Here is a 22,262-nt window from a genome sequence, read left to right as displayed (position 1 = left end):
CCCCCTCTGGTGTGCGGCGCATCGGCCCCTCCCGCCTGTCGTGCTGCCCCGAAGGAATCTCTGTGCCGAAGCCCGTTGTGCTCATCGCCGAAGTGCTCTCTCCCGCCACGATCGAGGCTCTCGGCCCCGACTTCGACGTCCGCAACGTCGACGGCACCGACCGAGAGGCACTGTTCTCGGCGCTGTCCGACGCGGATGCTGTGCTGATCCGCTCGGCGACGCAGATCGACGAAGAGGCGCTCACGCACGCGCCGAAGCTCAAGGTGGTCGCCCGCGCCGGCGTGGGACTCGACAACGTCGACATCAAGGCCGCGACCGCAGCCGGCGTCATGGTGGTGAACGCGCCGACCTCGAACATCGTCTCGGCCGCCGAACTCACGGTCGGCCACGTCCTCAGCCTCGCGAGGCGCATCCCCGCCGCTCACGCGTCGCTCGCGGCCGGCCAGTGGAAGCGCAGCTCGTTCACCGGGGCCGAGCTCTTCGAGAAGACCGTCGGCATCGTCGGTCTCGGACGCATCGGCGCGCTCGTCGCCGCGCGTCTCGCCGCGTTCGACATGCGCGTCGTCGCCTACGACCCCTACGTGACGTCGGCCCGCGCGCAGCAGCTCGGTGTGCAGCTGCTGTCGCTCGACGAGCTCGTCGCCGAGGCCGACTTCCTCACGATCCATATGCCGAAGACGCCGGAGACCACCGGGATGATCGGTGCCGAGCAGTTCAGGGCCATGAAGCCGACCGCCTTCGTCGTCAACGTCGCCCGTGGGGGACTCATCGATGAAGAGGCTCTTCACGCCGCGCTCGTCGCTGGAGAGATCGCCGGTGCAGGTCTCGACGTCTTCACCTCCGAGCCCCCTGCCGAGGGCGGCACCGCACGTCCGCTGCTCGACCTGCCGAACGTCGTCGTCACGCCGCACCTCGGCGCGAGCACCGAAGAGGCGCAGGAGAAGGCCGGCGTCTCGGTCGCCCGCTCGGTGCGACTGGCTCTCGGCGGCGACCTCGTCCCCGACGCGGTCAACGTCGCCGGCGGGGTCATCGATCCCTACGTGCGCCCGGGCATCTCGCTCGTCGAGAAGCTCGGCCAGATCTTCGCCGCGCTCGCGACCTCGCCGCTCACCAGCCTCGACGTCGAGGTGCACGGCGAGCTGAACGAGTACGACGTGAGCGTGCTCAAGCTCGCAGCCCTCAAGGGCGTGTTCACCAACATCGTCAGCGAGACCGTGTCGTACGTGAACGCGCCGCTGCTCGCCGAGCAGCGCGGCATCGCCGTGCGTCTGCTGAAGGATGACGTGAGCGACGAGTACCGCAACGTCATCACGCTCGCGGGTGCCCTCTCGGACGGCTCGCAGCTCTCGGTCTCCGGCACGCTGACCGGTCCGAAGCAGGCCGAGAAGCTGGTCGGCATCAACGACCACGCGCTCGAGCTGCCGATCGAGAAGCACCACGTCGTCATGCTCTACACCGACCGCCCCGGCATCGTCGCGGTCTATGGTCAGAAGTTCGGCGAGGCCGGCATCAACATCGCCGGCATGCAGATCGCCCGCGAGGCCGCCGGCGCCCAGGCGCTCAGTGTGCTGACGCTCGACTCGCCGCTCTCGGACGAGCTGCTGGACGACGTGCGCGACGCGATCGACGCCGACCTGTTCCGTCAGATCGAGATCACCGACATCTGACTGCAGCTGCACAGAGAGCGCGGGGATGCGAAAGCGTCTCCGCGCTCTTCGCGTTCCAAGGCGGGCCCCTAGGACGTGGTCTTCAGGACCAGCGCGATCAACGCTGCGAGCTCATCGTCATGAGGGACCAGTCGTTCCGGTCCGTGCACGTCGAGGGAGTTGTTGAAGTAGAGGCCGTCGCTGAGCAGCATCACGAGGTCGAGGCTCGTGCGGTCGCGCACGTGCGGACGGATCGCGTCCTCCCAGCGGCGTCGGTTGTTGCGGAGGCCCTCCGCCGCGGCGACCGAGCCGCCCTGCGCGAGACGTGAGGCCGCGATCAGGGCGCGGTCGAGCGCCTCGTCCTCCATCACCGAGGTGCGGATGTAATAGGCCACGGGCCCTTCCTCCGCGGACTCCATGATGGCGAGATCGGCCGTGGTGAGAGTGTCGAGTCGCTCGAGCAGACCGGCCGCGAGCTCTTCCTTCGATGCGAAGTGATACAGCAGCCCGCCCTTCGAGACACCGGCCGCCTTGGCAGTGGCGTCGAGTGTCGCGGCGCGTTCTCCTTCGGCGATGACGATCATCTCGAAGGCGTCGAGAACCTTCTCGCGGGCGAGGGGAGGTCGGGGCATGTCTGTTACTATACCATCTGGACGGTTTAGTAACGATGCCGCCGTGATCCTGAGAGGTGTTCCATGACCCGTACTGCGTCGATCCCGACGACAGAGACGGATGCTCCCCGCGTCGGAGCCCGAGGCTGGGCGGCGCTCGTCGTCCTCATGCTGCCGGTGCTGCTGGTGTCGGTGGACAACACGGTGCTGAGTTTCGCGCTCCCCGAGATCTCCATCGCGCTCGCGCCCACCGGCGCCGAGCAGCTGTGGATCATCGACGTGTACCCGCTGGTGCTGGCCGGACTCCTCGTCACGATGGGCACTCTGGGCGACCGCTTCGGCCGCCGCAGGATGCTGCTGATCGGCTCCATCGGGTTCGCCGCCGTCTCTGCGCTGGCCGCGTTCGCTCCTACAGCCGGACTGCTGATCGCCGCCCGCGCGCTGCTCGGCTTCTTCGGCGCGATGCTCATGCCGTCGACCCTCTCGCTCCTGCGCTCGATCTTCCAGAACCGTGACCAGCGCCGCATGGCGATCGCTGTGTGGGCGTCGGCCTTCTCGGCGGGCGCCGCACTCGGCCCGATCGTGGGCGGTTTCCTTCTCGAGCATTTCGCCTGGGGATCGGTGTTCCTCATCGCCGTCCCGGTGCTGATCCCACTCGTGGTGCTGGCGCCACTTCTCGTGCCGGAGAGCCGCGACCCGAATCCCGGACGCATCGACCCTGTCAGCATCGTGCTGTCGATGGCCGCGATGGTCCCGGTGGTGTACGCGATCAAGTCGCTGGCCGTCGACGGTCCGTCGCTGGTCGCCGCTGGCTGGGCGGTGCTGGGCATCGCGATGGGAGTGTTGTTCGTGCGTCGGCAGAACCGCACCGTCGTCCCCATGCTCGACATGGCGCTCTTCCGCCGCGGCTCGTTCTCCGGGGCGATCATGGTCAACCTGCTCAGCGTCGTGGCGCTGGTCGGCTTCCTGTACTTCGTGTCGCAGCACCTGCAGCTCGTGCTGGGCCTCTCGCCGCTGCTGGCGGGGGCGGCGCTGGTACCCGGTATGGCCGCGATGATCGTCGCCGGCCTCACCGTCGTCCCGGTCTCACGCCGGGTGCCCCCGCATGTGCTCGTGCCGAGCGCCCTGCTGTTCTCGGTCGCCGGCTACCTGATCGTCGCGTTCACGACGCACGATCACGGTGTCGCGCCGCTCATCATCGCCTTCGTCGTGCTCGGCATCGGCATCGGCGCGGCGGAGACGATCTCCAACGAGCTGATCCTGTCGAGCGCACCGGCTGAGAAGGCGGGAGCGGCGAGCGCGGTGTCGGAGACGGCGTACGAGCTCGGCGCCGTGCTCGGCACAGCTGTCCTCGGCGGCATCATCACCGCCTTCTACCGCGGCGCCCTCGCATTGCCTGACGGGTTGCCCGCAGAGGCTGCGCAGTCGGCGCGCGAGACACTCGCCGGCGCCTACACCGCGGCCGACGAGCTGCCGGCGAAGCTCGGCGATGCGCTCTGGGATGCCGCGGCATCGGCCTTCGGATCGGGTGTCATGATCACGTCGCTGATCGGCGCCGTGCTCGTCGTCGCGGCCGGCCTCATCGCAGCCGTCACACTGCGCAAAGCCCCCACGCACTGACCGGTACGCTGGATGAACCGGCCCGTTCGACACCACTTCGAGTGCGGGCCGGTTCATCCCGGTGCAAGGAGTGTCATGTCGCGTGTCGTGAAGCTGGCCGTCATCCCCGGAGACGGCATCGGTCCCGAGGTCGTCGCTGAGGCCGAGAAGGTTCTCGAGGCCGTCACAGCTCAGAGTGACGTGGTGTTCGAGAAGACCCGCTTCGCGCTCGGAGCGGCACGCTACCTCGCGACCGGTGACACTCTCACCGATGATGACCTCGAAGCCATCTCCGCTCACGACGCCATCCTGCTCGGGGCGGTCGGCGGCACCCCCGGAGACCCGCGCCTCAAGGACGCGAACATCGAGCGTGGACTCCTGCTCAGACTTCGCTTCACCCTCGACCACTACGTCAACCTGCGTCCGTCGAAGCTGTTCGCGGGCGCGCCCGGCCCGCTGGCGAGCCCCGGCGACATCGACTTCGTCGTGGTCCGCGAGGGCACGGAGGGGCCGTACGTCGGCAACGGCGGCGCGATCCGCAAGGGCACGCCGCAGGAGGTCGCCAACGAGACCTCCGTCAACACGGCCTTCGGCGTGGAGCGCGTCGTGCGCTACGCCTTCGAGCTCGCGGAGCGCCGCGGCAAGAAGGTCACGCTCGTGCACAAGACGAACGTGCTCGTGCATGCCGGCGGGATCTGGCAGCGGGTCGTGAACGAGGTGGCCGCGTCCCACCCCGACGTGACGGTCGACTATCTCCATGTCGATGCCGCGACGATCTTCCTGGTGACCGACCCGTCTCGTTTCGACGTGATCGTCACCGATAACCTGTTCGGCGACATCCTCACCGATCTGGCCGGTGCGGTCACCGGCGGCATCGGTCTCGCGGCATCCGGCAACATCAATCCCGACGGCGCGTTCCCCTCGATGTTCGAGCCGGTCCACGGCTCAGCGCCCGACATCGCCGGACAGCAGAAGGCTGACCCCACCGCGGCGATCCTGTCGGTCGCCCTGCTGCTCGACCACCTCGGCCTCGCTGACGAGTCCGCCCGCGTCAGCGCGGCGGTCGAGGCCGACATCGCCGCCCGGACGGCGGCACGCACCACCGCGGAGATCGGCTCCGCGATCACTGCCCGCCTCTGATCTGCGGGCGTAGGCTGAGACGGCGCGACGATGCGCCCACCCACGAGGAATGGATGATGAGATGACGACCATCGATGCTGAGGCGACTGTGGCTCCACTGGAGTTCGCTGTGACCAAGAACCTCACCGCGGCTTCGCGTGCGCGAGTGGCCGAGGTTCATGAGAACCCGGGGTTCGGCGTCGTCTTCACCGATCACATGGTCGACATCTGCTGGTCGGCCAAGGGCGGCTGGCACCGTCCGCGCGTGCAGCCCTACGGTCCGATCCCGCTGGACCCCGCGGCATCCGTCCTGCACTACGCGCAGGAGATCTTCGAGGGCATCAAGGCCTACCGCCACGAGGACGGTTCGATCCACACGTTCCGGCCCGATCGCAATGCGGCGCGGATGCAGTCCAGTGCCCGGCGCCTCGCCCTGCCGGAGCTCCCGACCGAGTACTTCATCCAGTCACTGCGTGAGCTGGTCGCCGTCGACGGGCACTGGGTGCCGTCCGGGGTCGACCAGAGCCTCTACCTGCGGCCGTTCATGTTCGCCAAGGAGGCCTTCCTCGGCGTCCGGGCGGCGCAGAAGGTCGCCTACTACGTGATCGCGAGCCCCGCGGGAGCGTACTTCTCCGGCGGAGTGAAGCCGGTGCGCATCTGGCTCTCCGAGGACTACGCGCGCGCAGGCAAGGGTGGCACCGGCAAGGCGAAGACCGGCGGCAACTACGCGTCCAGCCTGCTCGCGCAGAGCGAGGCCAGCGCCAAGGGCTGCGACCAGGTCGTGTTCCTCAACGAGCACCGCAACGTCGAGGAGCTCGGCGGCATGAACGTCGTGTTCGTCTTCAAGGACGGACGTGTCGTCACCCCGGAGTCGGACAGCATCCTCGAGGGCATCACTCGCGACTCGCTGCTGCAGCTGGCTGAGGACCGCGGATACACCGTCGAGAAGCGGCCGATCTCGATCGACGAGTGGCGTGAGGGCGTGGCATCCGGCGACATCGTCGAGGTCTTCGCCTGTGGCACGGCTGCGGTCGTCACCCCGATCGGCGCGCTGGTGGGCGAGGGCTTCGACGAGCCGCAGCCGCTGGGCGAGCTGGCTCTGTCGCTGCGCGAGGAGCTCACCGACATCCAGTACGGCCGCCGCGAGGACCGGCACGGCTGGCTGCTGCGTCTCGACGCCTGACACCGGAGGCCGGATTCGCCGAGACCCCGCTTTCCCGCCGACACCCCCGCTTGTCGGCGTACGCAAGGCGGGGCCTCGGCAATAAGGCGGGGTCTCGGGACGAACGACATCTCCTGCACAGGCGAGGGTGCATTGGTTTGGGCTGTGGAATGGACGTCACGATGGACGCGTCGAGCACATGATGGTGGATGCCCCGACGCATCACCATCGAACAAGCACGCGACCTCGTCCGCTCGCGGGACGAGGTCCTTCATTCGGGAGCCACCGAGCGCGAGCTGAGGAACGGTGTCCTCGACGGTTCCCTTCGGCGTGTCCACAGGGGTTCTACGTCGACGGCGCGGTCTGGGCTGACCTCTGGACGGAAGGCCGCCAGATGGTCCGACTGCTCGCGGTGCACCGTGCCAGCATGGGCGAGGGACCAGTGTTCTCGCATACCTCTGCGGCCGTGCTCTGGGACTTACCTCTGTTCGGCAAGACGGCCGACTTGGTTCATGTCCTCCTTCAGGGCCGACGGCACTCGCGCACCGAAGCCGGTGTGAGACGGCACGATCTCGAGATCCCCGACACCGACACCGTTCAGAGGCACGGGATGCGCTGCACGTCCCTGGCTCGCACCGTCTTCGATCTCTCTCGCACACTCAGTGCCGAGGCCGCGATCTCTGCTGCCGACGCCGCGCTTCGCTCGGTCGCCACGCGATCGAGACGCATCGATGCCGACGTCGATTCGGCATGGAGGGAAGAGCTGCTCTCGCTGTGTTCTCCGGGACTGCGCGGAGTGCGTCGTGCACGCTGGGTCGCGGAGTTCGCCGACGGACGAGTGCAGCTTCCGGGAGAGAGCGTCAGCCGTCTGCAGCTGGACCGACTCGGGTTTCGCGAGGTCGGGCTGCAGGTTCCCGTGGTCGGCTCGGGAGGGGCGCAGTACTTCCTGGACTTCGGGTTCCGCCGCTCGCGTGCCTTCGGCGAGTTCGACGGTGAGGGGAAGTACCTGGAGTCTGCGCTACGCAAAGCGCCGACGACATCGGATGCCGTCCTCGAGGAGAAGCGCCGGGAGGATGACATTCGAGGCGTGACGGGATGGCGCTTGGTCCGGTGGGGCAGTGCGCATATCGGCTCGGCGGATCTTCTCGGCAACCGATTGGCGGCGTTCGGCATCCACCCGCCCGGGTGAACACGCACTGAGACCCCGCCTTCACGACGAAACCCCGCTTTGTCGGCGCAAATCGCGCGGGGTTTCGACGACAACCCGGGGTCTCGGCATGACGGGGGCGCTCGCTAGGCTGGATCCATGAAGATCGCCCGGTTCAGCCACGACGACGCCATCATGTACGGGATCATCGACGGGTCCGACCTCGTCGTGCTCGCCGGAGACCCCATGTTCACGGGGTACGAGACGACGGGCGCGCGCGTTGCGCTGGCGGATGCCGCGCTGCTCGCCCCGGTGATCCCGCGGTCGAAGGTCGTGTGCGTGGGCAAGAACTACCACGATCATGCGGCCGAGATGGGGGGAGTGGCTCCGGAGGAGCCGCTGCTCTTCCTCAAGCCGAACACCGCTGTGATCGGACCGAATGACACGATCGTGCGGCCGACGCTCTCCGAACAGACCGAACACGAGGGCGAGCTCGTCGTCGTGATCGGCAAGATCGCGAAGAACGTCAAGGCTGAGAACGCCTTCGACTACGTGCTGGGCTACACGATCGGCAACGACGTGACGGCACGCGATCTGCAGCGCAAGGACGGTCAGTGGTCGCGCGCGAAGGGCTTCGACACGTTCTGCCCGCTCGGGCCCGTCATCGAGACCGACTTCGATCCGGCATCCGCGACGATCGAGACGCGCGTCAACGGCGAGATCCGCCAGCAGGCGCCACTGACCGACATGATCCACTCGATCCCCGCGATCATCGAGTACGCCTCGGCCGTGTTCACCCTGCTGCCCGGTGATGTCATCATGACCGGCACTCCGGCAGGGGTCGGCCCCTTCGTCGCGGGCGACGTCGTCGAGGTCGAGATCTCCGGTCTGGGCATCCTCCGCAACACAGCACGCGACGCCGCTCCGGCGTCATGACCGGAGTCGCCCTGACGGCGGCACAGCAGTCCGCCGTGCAGCGGCGGACCGTCTTCGTGCTGTCGCTCGGGCAGGTGCTCGGCGGCATCGCGTTCGGTGCCACGGTCTCGCTCGGCGCTCTGCTGGCTGCCGACATCTCGGGTAGCGACGCGCTCTCGGGTCTCGCCACCGCGTCGGTGACGCTCGGTGCGGCCATGTGCGCGATCCCGCTCGCACGGCTCGCCGCGCGCGTCGGTCGTCGACCTGCGCTCGCCGACGTCTCCGCCCTCGTCGGCATCACGATCGCGCTGCACGTCGGCGGGATGTACGCGCTCTCGCCGCTCTTCGGCGTGCTCGCCGACCGCTGGGGGAGGCTGCGGGTGGTGCTGCTCGGCCAGGTCCTCCTCGCAGCGGCGCTGGCATTCGCGATCTTCGTCGGCACCGAGCAGTGGGGCGTGATCGTCGCGCTCATCCTGCTGGGACTCGGATGGAGCGCGGCGACGGTCGCCGGTGCCGCCCTTCTCACCGAGGCCTCGGCGCCCGAGGTCCGCACTCGGCGGCAGGGGCGCAGCGACTCGCTGATGAGCCTCTCGGCTGCGGCCGGCTCGGTGCTCGCGGGCGTGGTGCTGTCGAACTTCCAGTACGCGGGGCTCGGCGTCGCGGCATCCGTTCTGGTGCTGGCGATCGTCGTGCTGTCGCCGCTCGGGCGGATTCGGCCGCAGTGAAGCCCGATGCAGGGGCCTTCGCGCTCCAGCATCGGGCCGCGCCGCGCTCAGGTGTACCAGGTCGGCTCCGGTACCTCGTTCAGCAGAACGAACTGTCCGACCTCGCGCTTCTTGTACGCGATCGGGTCGTGCAGGCTGTGCGTGCGGAGGTTCCGCCAGAAGATGTCGAGGCCGACCGAATTGGCGGAGGCGCGGGCACCCGTGAGCTCATAGATCTTCGTGGCGACCTCGAGGCCGTCGTCGACGATGCGGAGCTTGCCGGCCGCGATCCGGACCGCGATCTCGCCACGGCGGCGTGCGGTGAGCTCCTCGCGCGGAGCATGGAGCACGGCGCTGATCTCGGAGCCGACGGCATCCAGCAGGGCCTCGTCCGCCCAGAGCTTGGACGCCAGGGTGCCGTACCCCTCGAGCAGGTACCACTCGTCGGTCGCACGCTGCTTGTCGTCTCCGCCGTACGGCCAAGGACGAGTCGTCGTGCGCGTGTACGCCGACGCGGTCTCGAGCGCGCCCTGCGCGATGCCGAGGTAGAAGTTCGCGAACACCGGCTGGATCGCCGGGACATTCAGCGTGTTGTAGATGAGTGGCTGGAATTCCTTGTCCACGAACCCGGCGGCGGAAGCCCACGGCACGCGCACGTCGCGGATCTCGACCGACCCGGACTCGGTGAGTCGCTGGCCGAGGTTGTCCCAGTCATCCGCGAAGACGATGCCCTCCTGTGCCGTCGGTACGATCGCGAAGATGTGGGTCTCGGTGCCCTCCAGCACGCCTTCCAAGACGGTCAGGTCGGAGATCCGGCCACCGGTCGAGAAGGACTTGCGTCCCGAGAACACGAGGTCGTCTCCCTCCTCACGGATGGTGAGGTCGGAATCCCGCGGATTGACGGCTCCGCCGAACACGAAGTTGTTCGTCGTGTACAGCTCTTCGACCGCCGAAATCTGCTCCTCCGTCGCCACCAGTCGCGCCGCCCACGCCCAGAGGTAGTGGTATCCGAGCACCTGCCCGATCGATCCGTCGCCGCGGGCGACGGTGCGGATGACCTTGTAGGCCGTCTCCCAGGTCTCGCCGGCGCCGCCGTGCTCGACGGGGCCGAGAAGGGTGATCAGCCCGGAATCCTTGAGCAGCTGCACCTCGGCATGCGGCGTCGCGTTCGCACGATCGCGTTCGACCGCATCCACTGCGAGGATGTCGGCCACCTCCTGTGCACGGTCGAGCCATCCGCGGCTGTCTCTTGGGAGTGGTACGTCGCTCCAGCGGTTGCCGAGTGCCGTCGTCACTGATTCCGTGATGCTCATGTTCTTCACCTTCCGGTCGGGGGTCGTGTGCGGCAACCATAGGAGCCTCCGCGCGATGCGCTCCGGCGGATTACCCGGGGTGAGCGACTGTTACCGGGAGTGTCCCGATGCGTCGCCGCGGTGCACCCCGGACGGCCGTCGGAGCGCCGGAGGCGGCCAACTAGAATCGAAGGGCTATGGCTACCCCTCACCCCCTCACCACGACTGCACGTGGTGCCGACGTCCGCGTCCGCTTCTGTCCCTCGCCGACCGGGCTGCCGCACGTCGGTCTCGTGCGCACGGCCCTCTTCAACTGGGCCTACGCCCGCCACAATGGCGGCAAGATGGTCTTCCGCATCGAAGACACGGATGCCGCGCGCGATAGCGAAGAGAGCTACCGACAGCTGCTGGATGCGCTCACCTGGCTCAAGATCGACTGGGACGAGGGCGTCGAGGTCGGCGGGCCCCACGCGCCATACCGGCAGTCGGAGCGCCACGACATCTACCGCGAGGTCATCGAGAAGCTCCTCGCTTCGGGTGCCCTGTACGAGAGCTTCTCGAACGCCGAGGAGATCGATGCGCGCAACGAGGCGAACGGCCGCGCCAAGCAGCTCGGCTACGACAACTTCGACCGCGACCTGACCGACGCGCAGAAGGAGGTGTTCCGCGCCGAGGGTCGCCAGCCCGCCCTGCGCCTTCGCGTTCCGGACGAGGACCTCACGTATGTCGACCTCATCCGCGGCGAGGTCACCTTCCCGGCGGGGTCCTTCCCGGACTTCGTGGTGGTGCGGCCCAACGGCATCCCGCTGTACACGTTCGTGAACCCGGTCGACGATGCGCTGATGGGGATCACCCACGTGCTGCGCGGCGAAGACCTGATGCCGTCGACGGCGCGTCAGCTCTCGCTCTACGCCGCGCTGATCGACGCGGGGGTCACGACCTTCGTGCCGCGGTTCGCGCACATGCCGCTCGTGCTGGGGGAGACCGGCAACAAGAAGCTCTCCAAGCGCGACCCGCAGGCGGATCTCTTCCTCCACCGCGACCGCGGGTTCATCCCGGAGGGTCTGCTCAACTACCTGGCGCTGCTCGGCTGGGGGATCGGACCCGATCGCGACGTCTTCTCGCTCGACGAGTTCACGGCCGCGTTCGACATCGAGAACGTGAACCCCAACCCGGCGCGTTTCGATCAGAAGAAGGCCGAGTCGATCAACGGCGACCACATCCGGATGCTGGCGGAGAAGGACTTCGCCGAGCGCACGGTGCCGTACCTCGCTGCCGCCGGTCTCTTCGACGAGCCGACCCGCGAGCAGCTCGTGACCGCCTTCCGTGTCGCGCCCCTTGTGCAGGAGCGGGTGCAGCTGCTGGGCGAGGTGCCGGGCATGGTCGGGTTCCTCTTCACGGACGAGGTCTCCTACGAGGCCGACGCGCTGAAGGGCCTGCCGGCGAACGCCGCCGAGGTGCTCGAGGCGTGCGTCACCGCCCTCGAGCCCGTCGACGAGTTCACACCGGAGAAGATCCAGGATGCCCTCGCCCATGCGCTCGTCGAGACGCTGGAGCTCAAGCCGCGCATCGCCTACGGACCGCCTCGTGTGGCCATCAGCGGTCGTCGCGTCTCTCCGCCGCTGTTCGAGTCGATGGAACTGCTCGGCAAGGAGGAGTCACTGCGTCGTCTGCGGGGCCTCGCGGAGTTCCTCGAGCGTTGAGTCGGCCGACACCGGCAGTCCGACGCGCCCGGCGGCGCGGGTGGGCCGGGCGTTTTGGCGTTCGGTGCCTGCTCGGGTAAGCTTGACTCTCGGTGCGAGGCTCCGGTTTCGCCCTTGGGGTATGGTGTAATTGGCAACACGGCGGTTTCTGGTTCCGTTGTTCTTGGTTCGAGTCCAGGTACCCCAGCAAGACGAAAACCCTCGCGTGAGCGGGGGTTTTGTCGTTGAATGGACAGATGACTGCGAAGCGGATCCTGTTCATCGGCGGCACCGGCATCATCAGCTCGGAGAGCGTCTCGCGGGCACTCGACGCGGGCCACGACGTCAGCGTCCTGAATCGCGGGACGACCGGCATCCGCTCTCTTCCCGACGGCGCGCGATCGATCGTGGCCGACATCACGGACCCCGATGCGACGCGCTCCGCGCTCGACGCCGCGGGCGGAGATTTCGACGTCGTGGCCGACTTTCTGTCGTTCACGCCTGAGCATGTCCAGGCGAACGTCGACCGGTTCGACGGCCGCGTCGGCCAGTACGTGTTCATCAGTTCGGCCTCGGCGTATCAGAAACCGCCCGCGCGCCTCCCTGTCATCGAGTCCACGCCGCTGCGCAATCCGCACTGGCAGTACTCGCGCGACAAGATCGCCTGCGAGGACCTGCTGGTGGCCGCCTACCGGGAGCGCGAGTTTCCCGCCACGATCGTGCGTCCCTCACACACCTACGACAGGACGCTGCTGCCCACGCTCGGTCAGTGGACCGACGTCGCCCGGATGCGAGCGGGCAAGCCGGTCGTGGTGCACGGCGACGGGACGACCCAGTGGACGCTCACGCACTCACGCGACTTCGCCGTCGCGTTCGTCGGCCTGCTCGGTCATCCCGCGGCTGTCGGGGACGTCTTCCACATCACCGGAGATCACGCGCCGACGTGGGACCAGATCTATCGCTGGATCGGCGCGGCCGCGGGCGTCGAGCCGGAGCTCGTGCACGTGGCATCCGACACGATCGCCGCCGTGGAGCCCTCGTGGGCCGGGGGACTCCTGGGCGACCGGACGCACTCGATGGTCTTCGACAACAGCAAGGTGAAGGCGCTGGTGCCGGAGTTCCGGACGACGGTGACGTTCGACCGCGGCGCGGAGGAGATCATCGACTGGTACGACGCGCACCCCGAGCGACAGATCGTCGACGAGGAGGCGGATGCCGTCTTCGAACGCCTCCTCGCGCTCCCGAGAAGCTGAGGGCGGCTACTCGCACTCTCCGAGGAAGCCGAGGTAGCAGACGGCCTCGTGCGTCACGGCATCCTGCTGATCGTTGTTGGAGACCTCGCGGGTGTCGATCTCCGCCGTGCGGGAGAGACTGCCGTAGTCGCCTAGTGTCGCCACGTACGATCCGGGCTCGTCGAGCGCTCTCATCTCGTCGATCGCGGAGAGGTAGTCCGCGCACAGCGACGTCGCGGATTCGGTCAGCTCCACGCCGGCGCAGTTGGCGTCGTACTGGGCCTGCATCGCGTTGATGCAGTCGGTCCAGTCCTGGTCGACGACGCACGGATTGACCGTGTCCATCGCGACGTCGAACCGGCCGGTCTCGAACTCCTCGCTGTGGAAGGTCTCGGGCTTCTCCGGCACATCGACCTTGGTCCAGTGGCGCGCCGTCGAGAACGCGAACACGACGACGATGGCGGCGATGAGGAGCAGCGCGCCCAGGATCGAGAGCGAGACCCACAGGCCGACGTTCTTCTTCTTCGGGGTCTCGGCGGCGGATGTCGGCGGCAGCGCGGAGGGATACGGCGATGCTGCGGCGTACGCGACGGGAGCTGCGGGCATGATCCGCGTCAGGTCGTGGTCGCCGGCGGGAGCCGTCGGCACGGGCGGCACCTGCGGGGCGGCCGGGACCGCCGCCGCAGCGGCCGGTGTCGAGAGCCAGTACGCGTACCAGCTCTGAGCTGATGCCGGATCGGCGTGCACCTGCTGGGCCTCGGCATCCGTCAGCTGGATGCCGAGGCGTCCACGTCCGTCCGCGCTGACGAGGGATGCACGGAACTCTTCGAATGACAGGGCCATGATCAGGATCATGGCAGAACCGGCGGGAACCCGATACATCGGAATACCGTCGCCCGCCCCACCGCCGTGTACCCGACGTCGGAGGCATCCGGAATACTGTTCGGGTGACCGGCATGAAGACCTTCTGGAACGCCCTCCCGACGGAAGGGCGGTGGCTGCTGTCGACGGTGGCCATCCAGACACTGGGGCGGGGGATGACCCTCCCGTTCACGATCATCTACCTGCACGAGGTGCGCGGATTCGACCTCGGCGTCTCGGGCGCCCTCATGAGCCTCATCGCCATCACCGGTCTCATCGTCACGGGGCCGGGCGGAACGCTCATCGATCGCTTCGGGGCGCACCGCGTGCTGATCGTCGGTCTGCTGTCGATGATCGCGGGCTGCGCGCTGCTCGCCTTCGCCACCGATGCCGCGGTCGCGGCGGTCGCCGTGATCCTGATCGGCATCAACTTCGGTGTCTCCTGGCCGGGGTTCAACGCGCTCATCGCGAGCGTGGTCGACGGCGAGGTGCGCCAGCAGTACTTCGGCGTCAATTTCGCCCTCGTGAACCTCGGCATCGGTGTCGGTGGAGTGATCGGTGGATTCTTCGTCGACGTGCACGATCCCTCGACCTTCACGACGATCTTCCTGATCGACGCGGCCACCAGCCTGATCCCACTCGCGCTCCTGCTCGGTCCTCTGCGCGGGGTGCGCATGCACTCGGAGACGGACGACGCCGAGGACCAGACGGCCGGCGGGTACCGCGAGATTCTCCGTCGCCCGGCGGTGCTGTGGCTGACGCTTCTCACGTTCATCTCGGTCTTCATCGGCTACGGCCAGCTGGAGGCGGGTTTCCCCGCGTTCGCACGCCAGGTCGCCGAGGTGTCGACGCAGGTCGTCGGCCTCTCCTTCGCCGTGAACACCGCGGTCATCGTCCTGCTGCAGTTCACGGTGCTCCGCCTCATCTCCGGCAAGAGGCGCACCCGGGTCATGCAGGTCATGGCGCTCATCTGGGCGCTCTCCTGGGTGCTGCTGGGGGCCACAGGTTTCCTGCCCGGAACTCTCACCGCCGCGGTCGGGGTCATCGCCTTCATGGGCGTCTTCGCGTTCGGCGAGACGATGCTGCAGCCGACCGTTCCCGGGATCTACAACGATCTGGCTTCCGACCGCTCCCGTGGCCGGTACAATGCGATCAACTCGGCAGCCTTCCAAGGCGGTGCGATTCTCGGGCCGCTCGTCGCGGGTGTGATGCTCGGCGAAGGGCTCGAGGTCTGGTTCATCGGCCTCATGATCGCCGGCGCCCTCGCCGTCGGCGGACTCGCGCTCGTGCTGGAGCGTGTCGTCGCCCCGGCCGCGAACGGCGTGCGAGATATCACGCCGGAGCGTCCCACGCCACTCCCTTCTCCTGGCGGGGAGACATCGGCATCTTTGTGACGGAGCCGCCGGTGCATCAGCCGCGGCTCGCGACATGAGGAGGCACCACGGATGGCGGCATTGACTCGGGTGGTTCCCGGCGAGGACCCCGGTTTCCGGCGCGTACGGTCAGGATCCGGGTTCCGCTACGTCGACCACGCGAACACGCCGGCGCCGGACGCCGACCGGGAGCGCATCCGCGACCTGGTGATCCCGCCCGCCTGGACGGACGTCTGGATCTCGGCCGACCCACTGGCCCACATCCAAGCCGTCGGCGTCGATGAGGCGGGGCGCAAGCAGTATCTTTACCACCCGCTATGGCGCGTCTCCCGTGATCGGCGCAAGTTCGTCCGTGCACTCGACCTCGCCGCAGCGCTGCCGGGAGCGCGCGCGCAGGTCACACGTGCACTTCGCGACGAGGGCCAGACCAAGGAGAAGGCGCTCGCTGTGGCGTTCCGCCTACTCGACGATGCCGCGCTGCGCATCGGATCCGAGCGGTACCTCGTGCGCCACGGCAGTCGCGGCCTGACGACGCTGCGCCGGCGAGACGTGCGAGTGGAGGGCAGCTCGGTCGCGCTGTCGTTCCCGGCCAAGAGCGGGCAGACCGCATCGATCGAGATCACCGACGACTCGCTGGCGGAAGCCCTCACCGAGTTCGCCGCCGGTTCACCCAGGGAGTTTCTGCTCGCCTACCGCAGAGGACGCAAGCGGGTGCGCATCACTCCGGCCGAGGTGAACAACTACGTCCGCGAGATCACCGGCGCGTCGTTCTCGGCGAAGGACTTCCGCACGCTGCACGGCACGATCACCGCGGCAGACGCATTGGCGCGGATCGGGCCGCTCGACACCCGCGGAGACCGAGGAAAGGCCGAGCGTCTCGCCGTGCAGGCGACGGCCGCCGCCCTCGGAAACACGACGGCCGTGGCGCGAGGAAGCTACATCGACCCGCGCGTCTTCCGTCTCTACGCCCGAGGGCAGACGCTCGATCTCACCGTCACGCCCGAGACGGCCATCCGGCGCCTGCTCGGCGGACCGAAGAAGCAGCGCAAGGCCAGCCGACGGGATGCTGCCGGTCGCCGGCGGTGAGGCCGGTCGACCCGTCTGGCGGCGAACCGCCCGAATGACAGGATGGATGCATGGACACCGCCAACCTCAGCCGTGAGGAGACCGCCGCGCGATCCGCGGCCATCACTCTGCGCAGCATCCGCGTCGAACTCGATCTGACCGGGGCGCCCGAGCGCGCCCGAGCGGGGTTCCCGACGACGACGACCTTGGAATTCGACGCGACGACCGACACGACGTGGCTCGATTTCATCGGTGAAGAGGTGCGCCGTGTCGAGGTGAACGGTGTCGAGCAGCAGGTCGTCCATGACGGGGCGCGGATCGCACTTTCCGGGCTCGCCGCCTCGAACGTGGTGCGGGTCGAGGCCATCGGCGCGTACAGCCGCTCCGGTGAAGGCCTGCACCGATTCCACGACCCGGTGGATGAGGCGACCTATCTGTACACCCAGTACGAGCCGGCCGACTCGCGCCGGGTCATGGCCTGCTTCGAACAGCCCGACATGAAGGCCGCGTACACGTTCGTCGTCGATGCGCCGTCGGGCTGGGAGGTGCTCTCCAACCAGGCGCCGGCCCGCACGGATCGCGGGGTCGGGGTGCAGCGAGTCGAGTTCGCTCCGACGCTGCCGATCTCGAGCTACATCACCGCGGTGGCAGCCGGACCCTACGCACGGGTCGACGGCGCCTGGGAGCGCGGGGAGCAGCACATCCCGCTCGGCGTCTTCATCCGCCGTTCGCTCGCCGAGCACCTGGAATCCGACGAGATCCTCGAGGTCACGCGCCAAGGACTCGACTTCTTCACCGATGCCTTCGCCTACCCGTATCCGTGGGGGAAATACGACCAGATCTTCGTTCCGGAATACAACCTCGGCGCGATGGAGAACCCCGGTCTCGTGACGTTCACCGAGGCGTACATCTCGCGAGGAGCGGCGACAGACGCGCAGCGCGCCGCCCGCGCGAACACGATCCTGCACGAGATGGCGCACATGTGGTTCGGCGATCTCGTCACGATGAAGTGGTGGGACGATCTCTGGCTCAAGGAGTCGTTCGCGGACTACATGGGCTCGCACGCCTCCGCGGTCGCGACCCGATTCCACGACGCCTGGGTGAGCTTCGCCGGCAAGCGCAAGGCATGGGCCTACCAGCAGGACCAGCTGCCGACGACGCATCCGATCGTCGCCGACATCACCGACCTCGAGGCAGCGAAGCTGAACTTCGACGGCATCACCTACGCCAAGGGCGCCTCGGTGCTCAAGCAGCTCGTCGCATTCGTCGGGGACGACGCCTTCTTCGAGGGCGCGCGCCGGTACTTCGCCGCGAACGCCTTCGGCAACACCACGCTGCACGATTTCCTCGTGGAGTTGAGTGCCGTCTCGGGCCGCGACATGACCGACTGGTCTCGCGCGTGGCTGCAGACCTCCGGCGTCTCCGCGCTGTGGATCGAGACGGATGCCGAGGGGCGTCGCGCCCTGCACCAGACAGACCCGCGACCTCATCGGCTGCGCATCGGCCTCTACGACCGGATCGACGATCGCATCGTGCGGCGCGATCAGGTGGAGCTCGACGTCGTGGACGAGCGCACCGAACTCGACCTCCCCGATGCCGACCTCGTCGTCCTCAACGACGACGACCTCACGTACGCGAAGGCGCGACTCGACGAACACTCTCTGCGCACGGTGGAGGAGTCGCTCTCCGCGATCGAGGACCCTCTGACGAGGGCTCTGATCTGGTCGTCGCTCTGGAACGCCACGCGCGACGGCGAGCTCGACGCGGCGCGCTACCTCGCGATCGTGCGCACGCACGCCCCGTCGGAGGCGAACATCGGACTGCTCTCGGGCGTCCTGCTCAACGCGGCATACACGCTGCGCCACTTCGTCGATGACGAGCGGCTTCCTGCTGAGCGGCGCGAGTGGACCGAAACCACCTGGCGTGCCCTGCAGGCGGCGGATGCCGGCACCGACGCACAGCTCTCCTGGGCGCGCGGACTCGCGGCGGCATCGGCATCCGATGATGCACGGCACGCCGAGGTGCGGGAGATGCTCGACGGCCGGGTGCCCGACGGCCTCGTCGTCGACCCCGACCTGCGGTGGCAGCTGCTCACCTCGCTGGTCGCGACCGGCCATGCCGGTGCGGACGACATCGCCGCCGAGCTGGCGCGCGACGACACCGGCAGCGGTCGTACGGCTGCCCGTCGTGCGCTCGCCTCGCGACCCGACGCCGCCGTCCGCCGCGCCGCGTGGGACGCGGCGTGGAACGACCTCTCGCTGAGCAACGATCACCTGGATGCCGAGATCGCGGGGTTCCGCGCCGGCGGTCGTCGTGACCTGATCGCGGAGTTCGACTCCGACTACTTCGGGCGGATCGGGCACGCGTGGAGCACGCGCAGCATCGAGTTGGCGCAGCGTCTCGTCGTCGGACTGTTCCCGCAGAGCGAGTCTTCGGACCTCGTCGACGCCTGGCTGGGGGAGAACGAGGCGGCACCGGCGGCACTCCGGCGTCTGGTGATCGAGCAGCGTGACCACCTCGAGCGATCTCTGCGGATTCGGGCGCTCAGTCGGAGCTAGCGGGGGAGACCTGCATTCCCATCACCGTGCGAACGATCCACGGATGCGCGTGATCGTCGTCGATGTGGGTCATGCCGACCTTCTCGGCGACCCCGCGCGAAGCCGCGTTCTCCGGGTGGATGATCGCGGTCAGCAGTGTCGGTGCGAACTCCTGAGCGACGAGCTCCACGCAGGCGCGCGCGGCTTCGGTCGCGAACCCGTGCCCCCTGCATCCCACCACGGACGTGGTAGCCGATTTCCAGGACGGTAACATCGTTGACCGACTGCCAGGTGATGCCGCAATCTCCTACGAACGCACCGTCATGGGTCTCGATGATCCAAAGGCCGTGCCCGTACGTTTCGTAGCGGCTGCGCATTCGCGCGATCCACTCGGCACTCTCGGCCCGTGTCTTCGGCGCCGGGTAGTAGGCCATGACCTCGGGATCGCCGAGCATCGCCGCCATGTCGTCGAGGTCGCTCGTCGTCATCTCGCGGAAGCGCAGCCGTGAGGTCGTCGCTGGCAAGAGCCGGCGAACGGGGTCGGTCACAGGTCGAGCGACTCGCCGGGCTCGAGTGCGAAGAACTCGCCGCCGCCCTGCTCGGTCGCCCACTGCAGGCGCTGGCGGTGCATGTTCTTGCCGATCACTGACAGCGTCATGTCGTGGGTGCCGAAGGACCGGCGGGGCTTCACTGCGAGCACGTGGTCCATCGCCTCGCCGATCTTGAGCCAGGGCGCACCCAGCGGAGCGGCGAGCGTCTCGACGTCGACGCCCTCGGGAACCACATACGAGTCACCGGGGTAGTAGAGCTTCTCGTTCACGAGGACCCCGACATTCTCGACGCTCGGAAGCGACGAGTGGATGACCTCATGTGTGCCGCCGAAGAAGCGCAGCGTGAAGCCGCCGATCTCGACCGTCTCCCCGGGGGCGACGACGGTGATCGCGTAGCCCTCGGCGGCACGCGCCACGCCGGACGGGGCGAAGATCGGGGTCGCCGGCGCGTCGCGCAGGATGCGATCGAGGTGATCGGAGGTCCAGTGGTCGGGGTGCTCGTGCGTGATCACCACGCCGACGAGTGTGCCGAGGTCGACCAGCGGAGTCGTGAAGGACCCCGGATCGATCAGCAGAGTCTCATTGTTCTGGTCGATGCGGAGAGTGGCATGTTCGAACTTCGTGACGCGCATGAGTCGAGTCAACTCCTTCGAACGCTCCGCGGCAAACGCATTCTCGGCCCGCCACGCCCGAGCGCACGGCGACGTCGGCTCGATTTTGCGGAGCGAGAATCGTCATGGCATACTTGAACGGTTGTCGCGGGACGGAAACGTCCGGCAAGACGGCCCCATCGTATAGCGGCCTAGTACGCTGCCCTCTCACGGCGGTAACGCGGGTTCGAATCCCGCTGGGGTCACACGACACAGAAAGCCCCCGGTTCTCCGGGGGCTTTCTTCGTTCTCGACAGGGCTCAGTCGCGAACCTCTGCGGCTGCCTCCTGCCGCAGCGACATCTCCCGGAATGTGCGGTTGCGCAGCGGCACGGTCATCACGGCCATCATCGCGGCGCCGAAGAGCACGAAGGGCACCCAGACGCCCGCGGCCGATGCCAGAGCGCCGAAACCGGCCATGGCCAGAGGCATCAGACAGTCGTCGCCGAGGCGCGTGATCGATCCCATGCGCCCGAGATACGCGGTGTCGACCGTCGCCGAGAAGGTGGCGCTCAGCAGCACCGACACGTAGCCGGCGGTGGCGCCGACGATGAACGCTGCGGCGGCCACGGTCCAGACCGGGCCGAATCCGAGCGCGACGATTGAGGCGCCCTGCACGACGAGCGCCCAGAATCCCGCCAGCGCTTCGCGCCTCGGCCGCCACTTCGCGACGGAGACGGCGCCGATCGCTGCTCCGAGCCCGAGCAGGGCCTCGAACAGTCCGACGGATGGAGCGCCCCAGCCCTGGTCGTGCGCCCGCAGCGCGAGTCCGATGCCGACCGCCGGTCCGACCGCCAGATTCAGACCGGAGAGCGCCAGGACGAGCGTGCGGGTTGTCGGATGGGCCGACAGGTGCCGGAAGCCCTGAGCGATCCCTCGCAGCGCGGACTCCTTCTCGGCGCGGGCGAGGAGGAAACGGGGGCGCAGCCAGACAGCGATGAATGCGACGACCACGGTGAAGGTGACCGCATTGGCGGCCGCGCTTCCGGCGAGGCCCGCGTACGCGACGATGACGCCGCCGATGGCCGCGCCGCCCATCGTTCCCAGACGCGAGGCCGTCTGAGACACCGCGCCGTAGGCGGGCAGATCCGACGTGCGGACGAGCTGGCGCGCGATCGTCCCCGCTGAGGGCTCGTAGAACGCATCGCAGACGCCGAACGCGATCGCGGCGAAGAGCAGAACGGCCACGGTCGGCGGGGTCGCGAGGACCCAGATCGTCGCCGCGACGAGAACGCCGACGCGCACGACGTTGCAGACGATCATGACGCGGCGCGCGTCAGAGCGGTCAGCGATCACACCACCGAAGAGCAGGACCGCGGCCCGCGGCACGGTGCCCGCGGCGACGATCAGGCCGGCGACGGCAGGAGTGGTGGTCTGCACCGCCGTCCACGCGAGGGCGATCGTCCACAGCGCGTCGCCGGCGTCGGACAGCGCCTTGACCCCGATCCACGCATGGACGAGACGGTCGCGGCGGAAGGGCGGCGGAGAGCTGAGCTGCACGGGCTCGGTGCCGGCGGTCGCGGCGACAGGACCGTTCACGGAACCGTGGGGAAGACGTGAGCGAAGAAGAAGACCGGAGTGCGCTTCGTGCCGTCCTCGAGGTCGATCGACTCCTGCCATTCGCGCATGGTCTCGACCAGGCGAGCGCCGAGATCCTGCAGCTCCTCCGGTGACGCCCACGCCGTGCTGTCGGTGCTGTAGCCGTCGTACTCCGCGTAGGCCGGATCGTTGCGGCTCCGATGCCAGCGCTGCAGCCGTTCGAACTGCAGGCGGATGCCCTGCCGCTGCGCCTCGCGGGCGAGGAGCGCGTCGGCGGGGGAGTAGGCGTAATCGTCGGTGGACCACGAAAGTCCGCGTCGCGCCACCGCCCACCAGCTCGTGCGCTTGTCTCCCGTCGGATCGGGTGCGCGCTCGACGACGCCGGCCCGCTCCAGCATCCGCAGATGATGACTGATACTGCCGACCTGGCTGTCGAGAGCGCGCGACAGCGCGGTCACCTGCGAGGTGCCGTACAGCAGCAGGTAGTCGTATATGCGACGGCGCAGGGGATGGTGCACGGCGGTGATCACGGAGATGTCTTCCACGGACAGAACGCTATGACCGCACCCTCGATCTCA

General features: G+C 68.2%; 19 protein-coding genes, 2 tRNA genes and 1 pseudogene. 14 read left to right on the top strand and 8 right to left on the bottom strand.

Translation table 11 applies throughout. From position 1 onward, the window contains the following. The first annotated feature begins 62 nt into the window (after positions 1-62). Complete coding sequence (gene serA, locus RS85_RS15385) at positions 63-1,667, top strand: phosphoglycerate dehydrogenase (RefSeq protein WP_046014347.1); 1,605 nt, start codon at positions 63-65, stop codon at positions 1,665-1,667. 68 nt (positions 1,668-1,735) lie between these two features. Here the strand turns inward: serA and RS85_RS15380 are convergent, their stop codons facing one another. Beyond that, on the bottom strand, positions 1,736-2,278 hold the full coding sequence (locus tag RS85_RS15380) for a TetR/AcrR family transcriptional regulator (RefSeq protein ID WP_046014346.1): 543 nt from the start codon (positions 2,276-2,278) through the stop codon (positions 1,736-1,738). A 63-nt stretch (positions 2,279-2,341) separates the two neighbouring features. Here RS85_RS15380 and RS85_RS15375 point away from each other — a divergent pair, with 63 nt between their 5' ends. The 6 genes from RS85_RS15375 to RS85_RS15350 all read left to right on the top strand — a co-directional run bounded on the left by RS85_RS15375 (position 2,342) and on the right by RS85_RS15350 (position 8,924). Beyond that, positions 2,342-3,877: an MFS transporter gene (locus tag RS85_RS15375; protein WP_046014345.1), complete on the top strand. Its 1,536-nt coding sequence runs from the start codon at positions 2,342-2,344 to the stop codon at positions 3,875-3,877. 75 nt (positions 3,878-3,952) lie between these two features. Beyond that, positions 3,953-4,996 carry a 3-isopropylmalate dehydrogenase gene (locus RS85_RS15370; RefSeq protein WP_046014344.1) on the top strand — a complete coding sequence of 348 codons (1,044 nt, stop codon included), beginning with the start codon at positions 3,953-3,955 and terminating at the stop codon, positions 4,994-4,996. Positions 4,997-5,057: 61 nt separating this feature from the next. Beyond that, positions 5,058-6,158 carry a branched-chain amino acid aminotransferase gene (locus RS85_RS15365; RefSeq protein WP_046014518.1) on the top strand — a complete coding sequence of 367 codons (1,101 nt, stop codon included), beginning with the start codon at positions 5,058-5,060 and terminating at the stop codon, positions 6,156-6,158. Positions 6,159-6,564: 406 nt separating this feature from the next. Then, complete coding sequence (locus RS85_RS15360) at positions 6,565-7,326, top strand: hypothetical protein (RefSeq protein ID WP_152642442.1); 762 nt, start codon at positions 6,565-6,567, stop codon at positions 7,324-7,326. Between the two features lie 117 nt (positions 7,327-7,443). Next, positions 7,444-8,220 (top strand): fumarylacetoacetate hydrolase family protein, encoded by a 777-nt coding sequence (locus tag RS85_RS15355; RefSeq protein WP_046014342.1) that lies wholly within the window; start codon positions 7,444-7,446, stop codon positions 8,218-8,220. Then, positions 8,217-8,924 (top strand): MFS transporter, encoded by a 708-nt coding sequence (locus RS85_RS15350; protein ID WP_046014341.1) that lies wholly within the window; start codon positions 8,217-8,219, stop codon positions 8,922-8,924. The genes RS85_RS15355 and RS85_RS15350 overlap by 4 nt, the downstream gene beginning before the upstream one ends. 47 nt (positions 8,925-8,971) lie before the next feature. Here RS85_RS15350 and RS85_RS15345 read toward each other — a convergent pair whose 3' ends face one another. Further along, positions 8,972-10,216 carry an acyl-CoA dehydrogenase family protein gene (locus tag RS85_RS15345; RefSeq protein WP_046014517.1) on the bottom strand — a complete coding sequence of 415 codons (1,245 nt, stop codon included), beginning with the start codon at positions 10,214-10,216 and terminating at the stop codon, positions 8,972-8,974. Positions 10,217-10,392: 176 nt separating this feature from the next. On the opposite strand from RS85_RS15345, the gene gltX reads away from it, so the two are divergent. The 3 genes from gltX to RS85_RS15330 all read left to right on the top strand — a co-directional run bounded on the left by gltX (position 10,393) and on the right by RS85_RS15330 (position 13,130). After that, positions 10,393-11,898, top strand: a complete 1,506-nt coding sequence (gene gltX / locus RS85_RS15340) for a glutamate--tRNA ligase (protein WP_046014340.1) — start codon at positions 10,393-10,395, stop codon at positions 11,896-11,898. Between the two features lie 115 nt (positions 11,899-12,013). Continuing rightward, a tRNA-Gln gene (locus RS85_RS15335) sits at positions 12,014-12,085 on the top strand. A 49-nt stretch (positions 12,086-12,134) separates the two neighbouring features. Next, positions 12,135-13,130 carry an SDR family oxidoreductase gene (locus RS85_RS15330; protein WP_046014339.1) on the top strand — a complete coding sequence of 332 codons (996 nt, stop codon included), beginning with the start codon at positions 12,135-12,137 and terminating at the stop codon, positions 13,128-13,130. A gap of 6 nt (positions 13,131-13,136) precedes the next feature. Here the strand turns inward: RS85_RS15330 and RS85_RS15325 are convergent, their stop codons facing one another. Continuing rightward, positions 13,137-13,952, bottom strand: coding sequence for a hypothetical protein (locus RS85_RS15325; protein ID WP_152642441.1), 816 nt, complete (start codon positions 13,950-13,952; stop codon positions 13,137-13,139). Between the two features lie 113 nt (positions 13,953-14,065). On the opposite strand from RS85_RS15325, the gene RS85_RS15320 reads away from it, so the two are divergent. Genes RS85_RS15320 through pepN form a run of 3 tightly spaced genes read left to right on the top strand, consistent with a single transcriptional unit; the run spans position 14,066 to position 18,966 of the window. Further along, entirely contained in the window at positions 14,066-15,364 is a 1,299-nt protein-coding gene (locus RS85_RS15320) for an MFS transporter (RefSeq protein ID WP_046014516.1), read from the top strand. 51 nt (positions 15,365-15,415) lie between these two features. Further along, on the top strand, positions 15,416-16,429 hold the full coding sequence (locus tag RS85_RS15315; RefSeq protein WP_046014337.1) for a DNA topoisomerase IB: 1,014 nt from the start codon (positions 15,416-15,418) through the stop codon (positions 16,427-16,429). A gap of 50 nt (positions 16,430-16,479) precedes the next feature. Further along, a complete protein-coding gene (gene pepN / locus RS85_RS15310) occupies positions 16,480-18,966 on the top strand; it encodes an aminopeptidase N (RefSeq protein ID WP_046014336.1) in 2,487 nt (828 codons plus the stop codon). Here pepN and RS85_RS20165 read toward each other — a convergent pair. The 3 genes and pseudogenes from RS85_RS20165 to RS85_RS15300 all read right to left on the bottom strand — a co-directional run bounded on the left by RS85_RS20165 (position 18,953) and on the right by RS85_RS15300 (position 20,128). Next, positions 18,953-19,186 carry a GNAT family N-acetyltransferase gene (locus RS85_RS20165; protein ID WP_268748011.1) on the bottom strand — a complete coding sequence of 78 codons (234 nt, stop codon included), beginning with the start codon at positions 19,184-19,186 and terminating at the stop codon, positions 18,953-18,955. The two genes, pepN and RS85_RS20165, sit on opposite strands and share 14 nt — an antisense overlap. 52 nt (positions 19,187-19,238) lie before the next feature. Next, positions 19,239-19,400 (bottom strand): annotated as a pseudogene (locus RS85_RS20160) (GNAT family N-acetyltransferase); the annotation flags it as partial. 89 nt (positions 19,401-19,489) lie between these two features. Continuing rightward, positions 19,490-20,128 carry an MBL fold metallo-hydrolase gene (locus RS85_RS15300; RefSeq protein ID WP_046014335.1) on the bottom strand — a complete coding sequence of 213 codons (639 nt, stop codon included), beginning with the start codon at positions 20,126-20,128 and terminating at the stop codon, positions 19,490-19,492. A 151-nt stretch (positions 20,129-20,279) separates the two neighbouring features. On the opposite strand from RS85_RS15300, the gene RS85_RS15295 reads away from it, so the two are divergent. Next, positions 20,280-20,352 (top strand) — tRNA-Glu (locus RS85_RS15295). 54 nt (positions 20,353-20,406) lie between these two features. Here RS85_RS15295 and RS85_RS15290 read toward each other — a convergent pair. Both RS85_RS15290 and RS85_RS15285 read right to left on the bottom strand, forming a co-directional pair. Continuing rightward, the gene (locus tag RS85_RS15290; RefSeq protein ID WP_046014334.1) at positions 20,407-21,684 is read right to left on the bottom strand and encodes an MFS transporter; all 1,278 of its coding nucleotides are present in this window, start codon (positions 21,682-21,684) and stop codon (positions 20,407-20,409) included. Beyond that, entirely contained in the window at positions 21,681-22,229 is a 549-nt protein-coding gene (locus RS85_RS15285) for a helix-turn-helix domain-containing protein (protein WP_046014333.1), read from the bottom strand. Before RS85_RS15285 ends, RS85_RS15290 begins: the two co-directional genes overlap by 4 nt. Positions 22,230-22,262 lie beyond the last annotated feature (33 nt).

It is taken from the genome of Microbacterium sp. SA39 (assembly GCF_000967865.1).
Lineage (GTDB): Bacteria > Actinomycetota > Actinomycetes > Actinomycetales > Microbacteriaceae > Microbacterium.
This window is presented reverse-complemented; position numbering and strand designations above follow the sequence as displayed.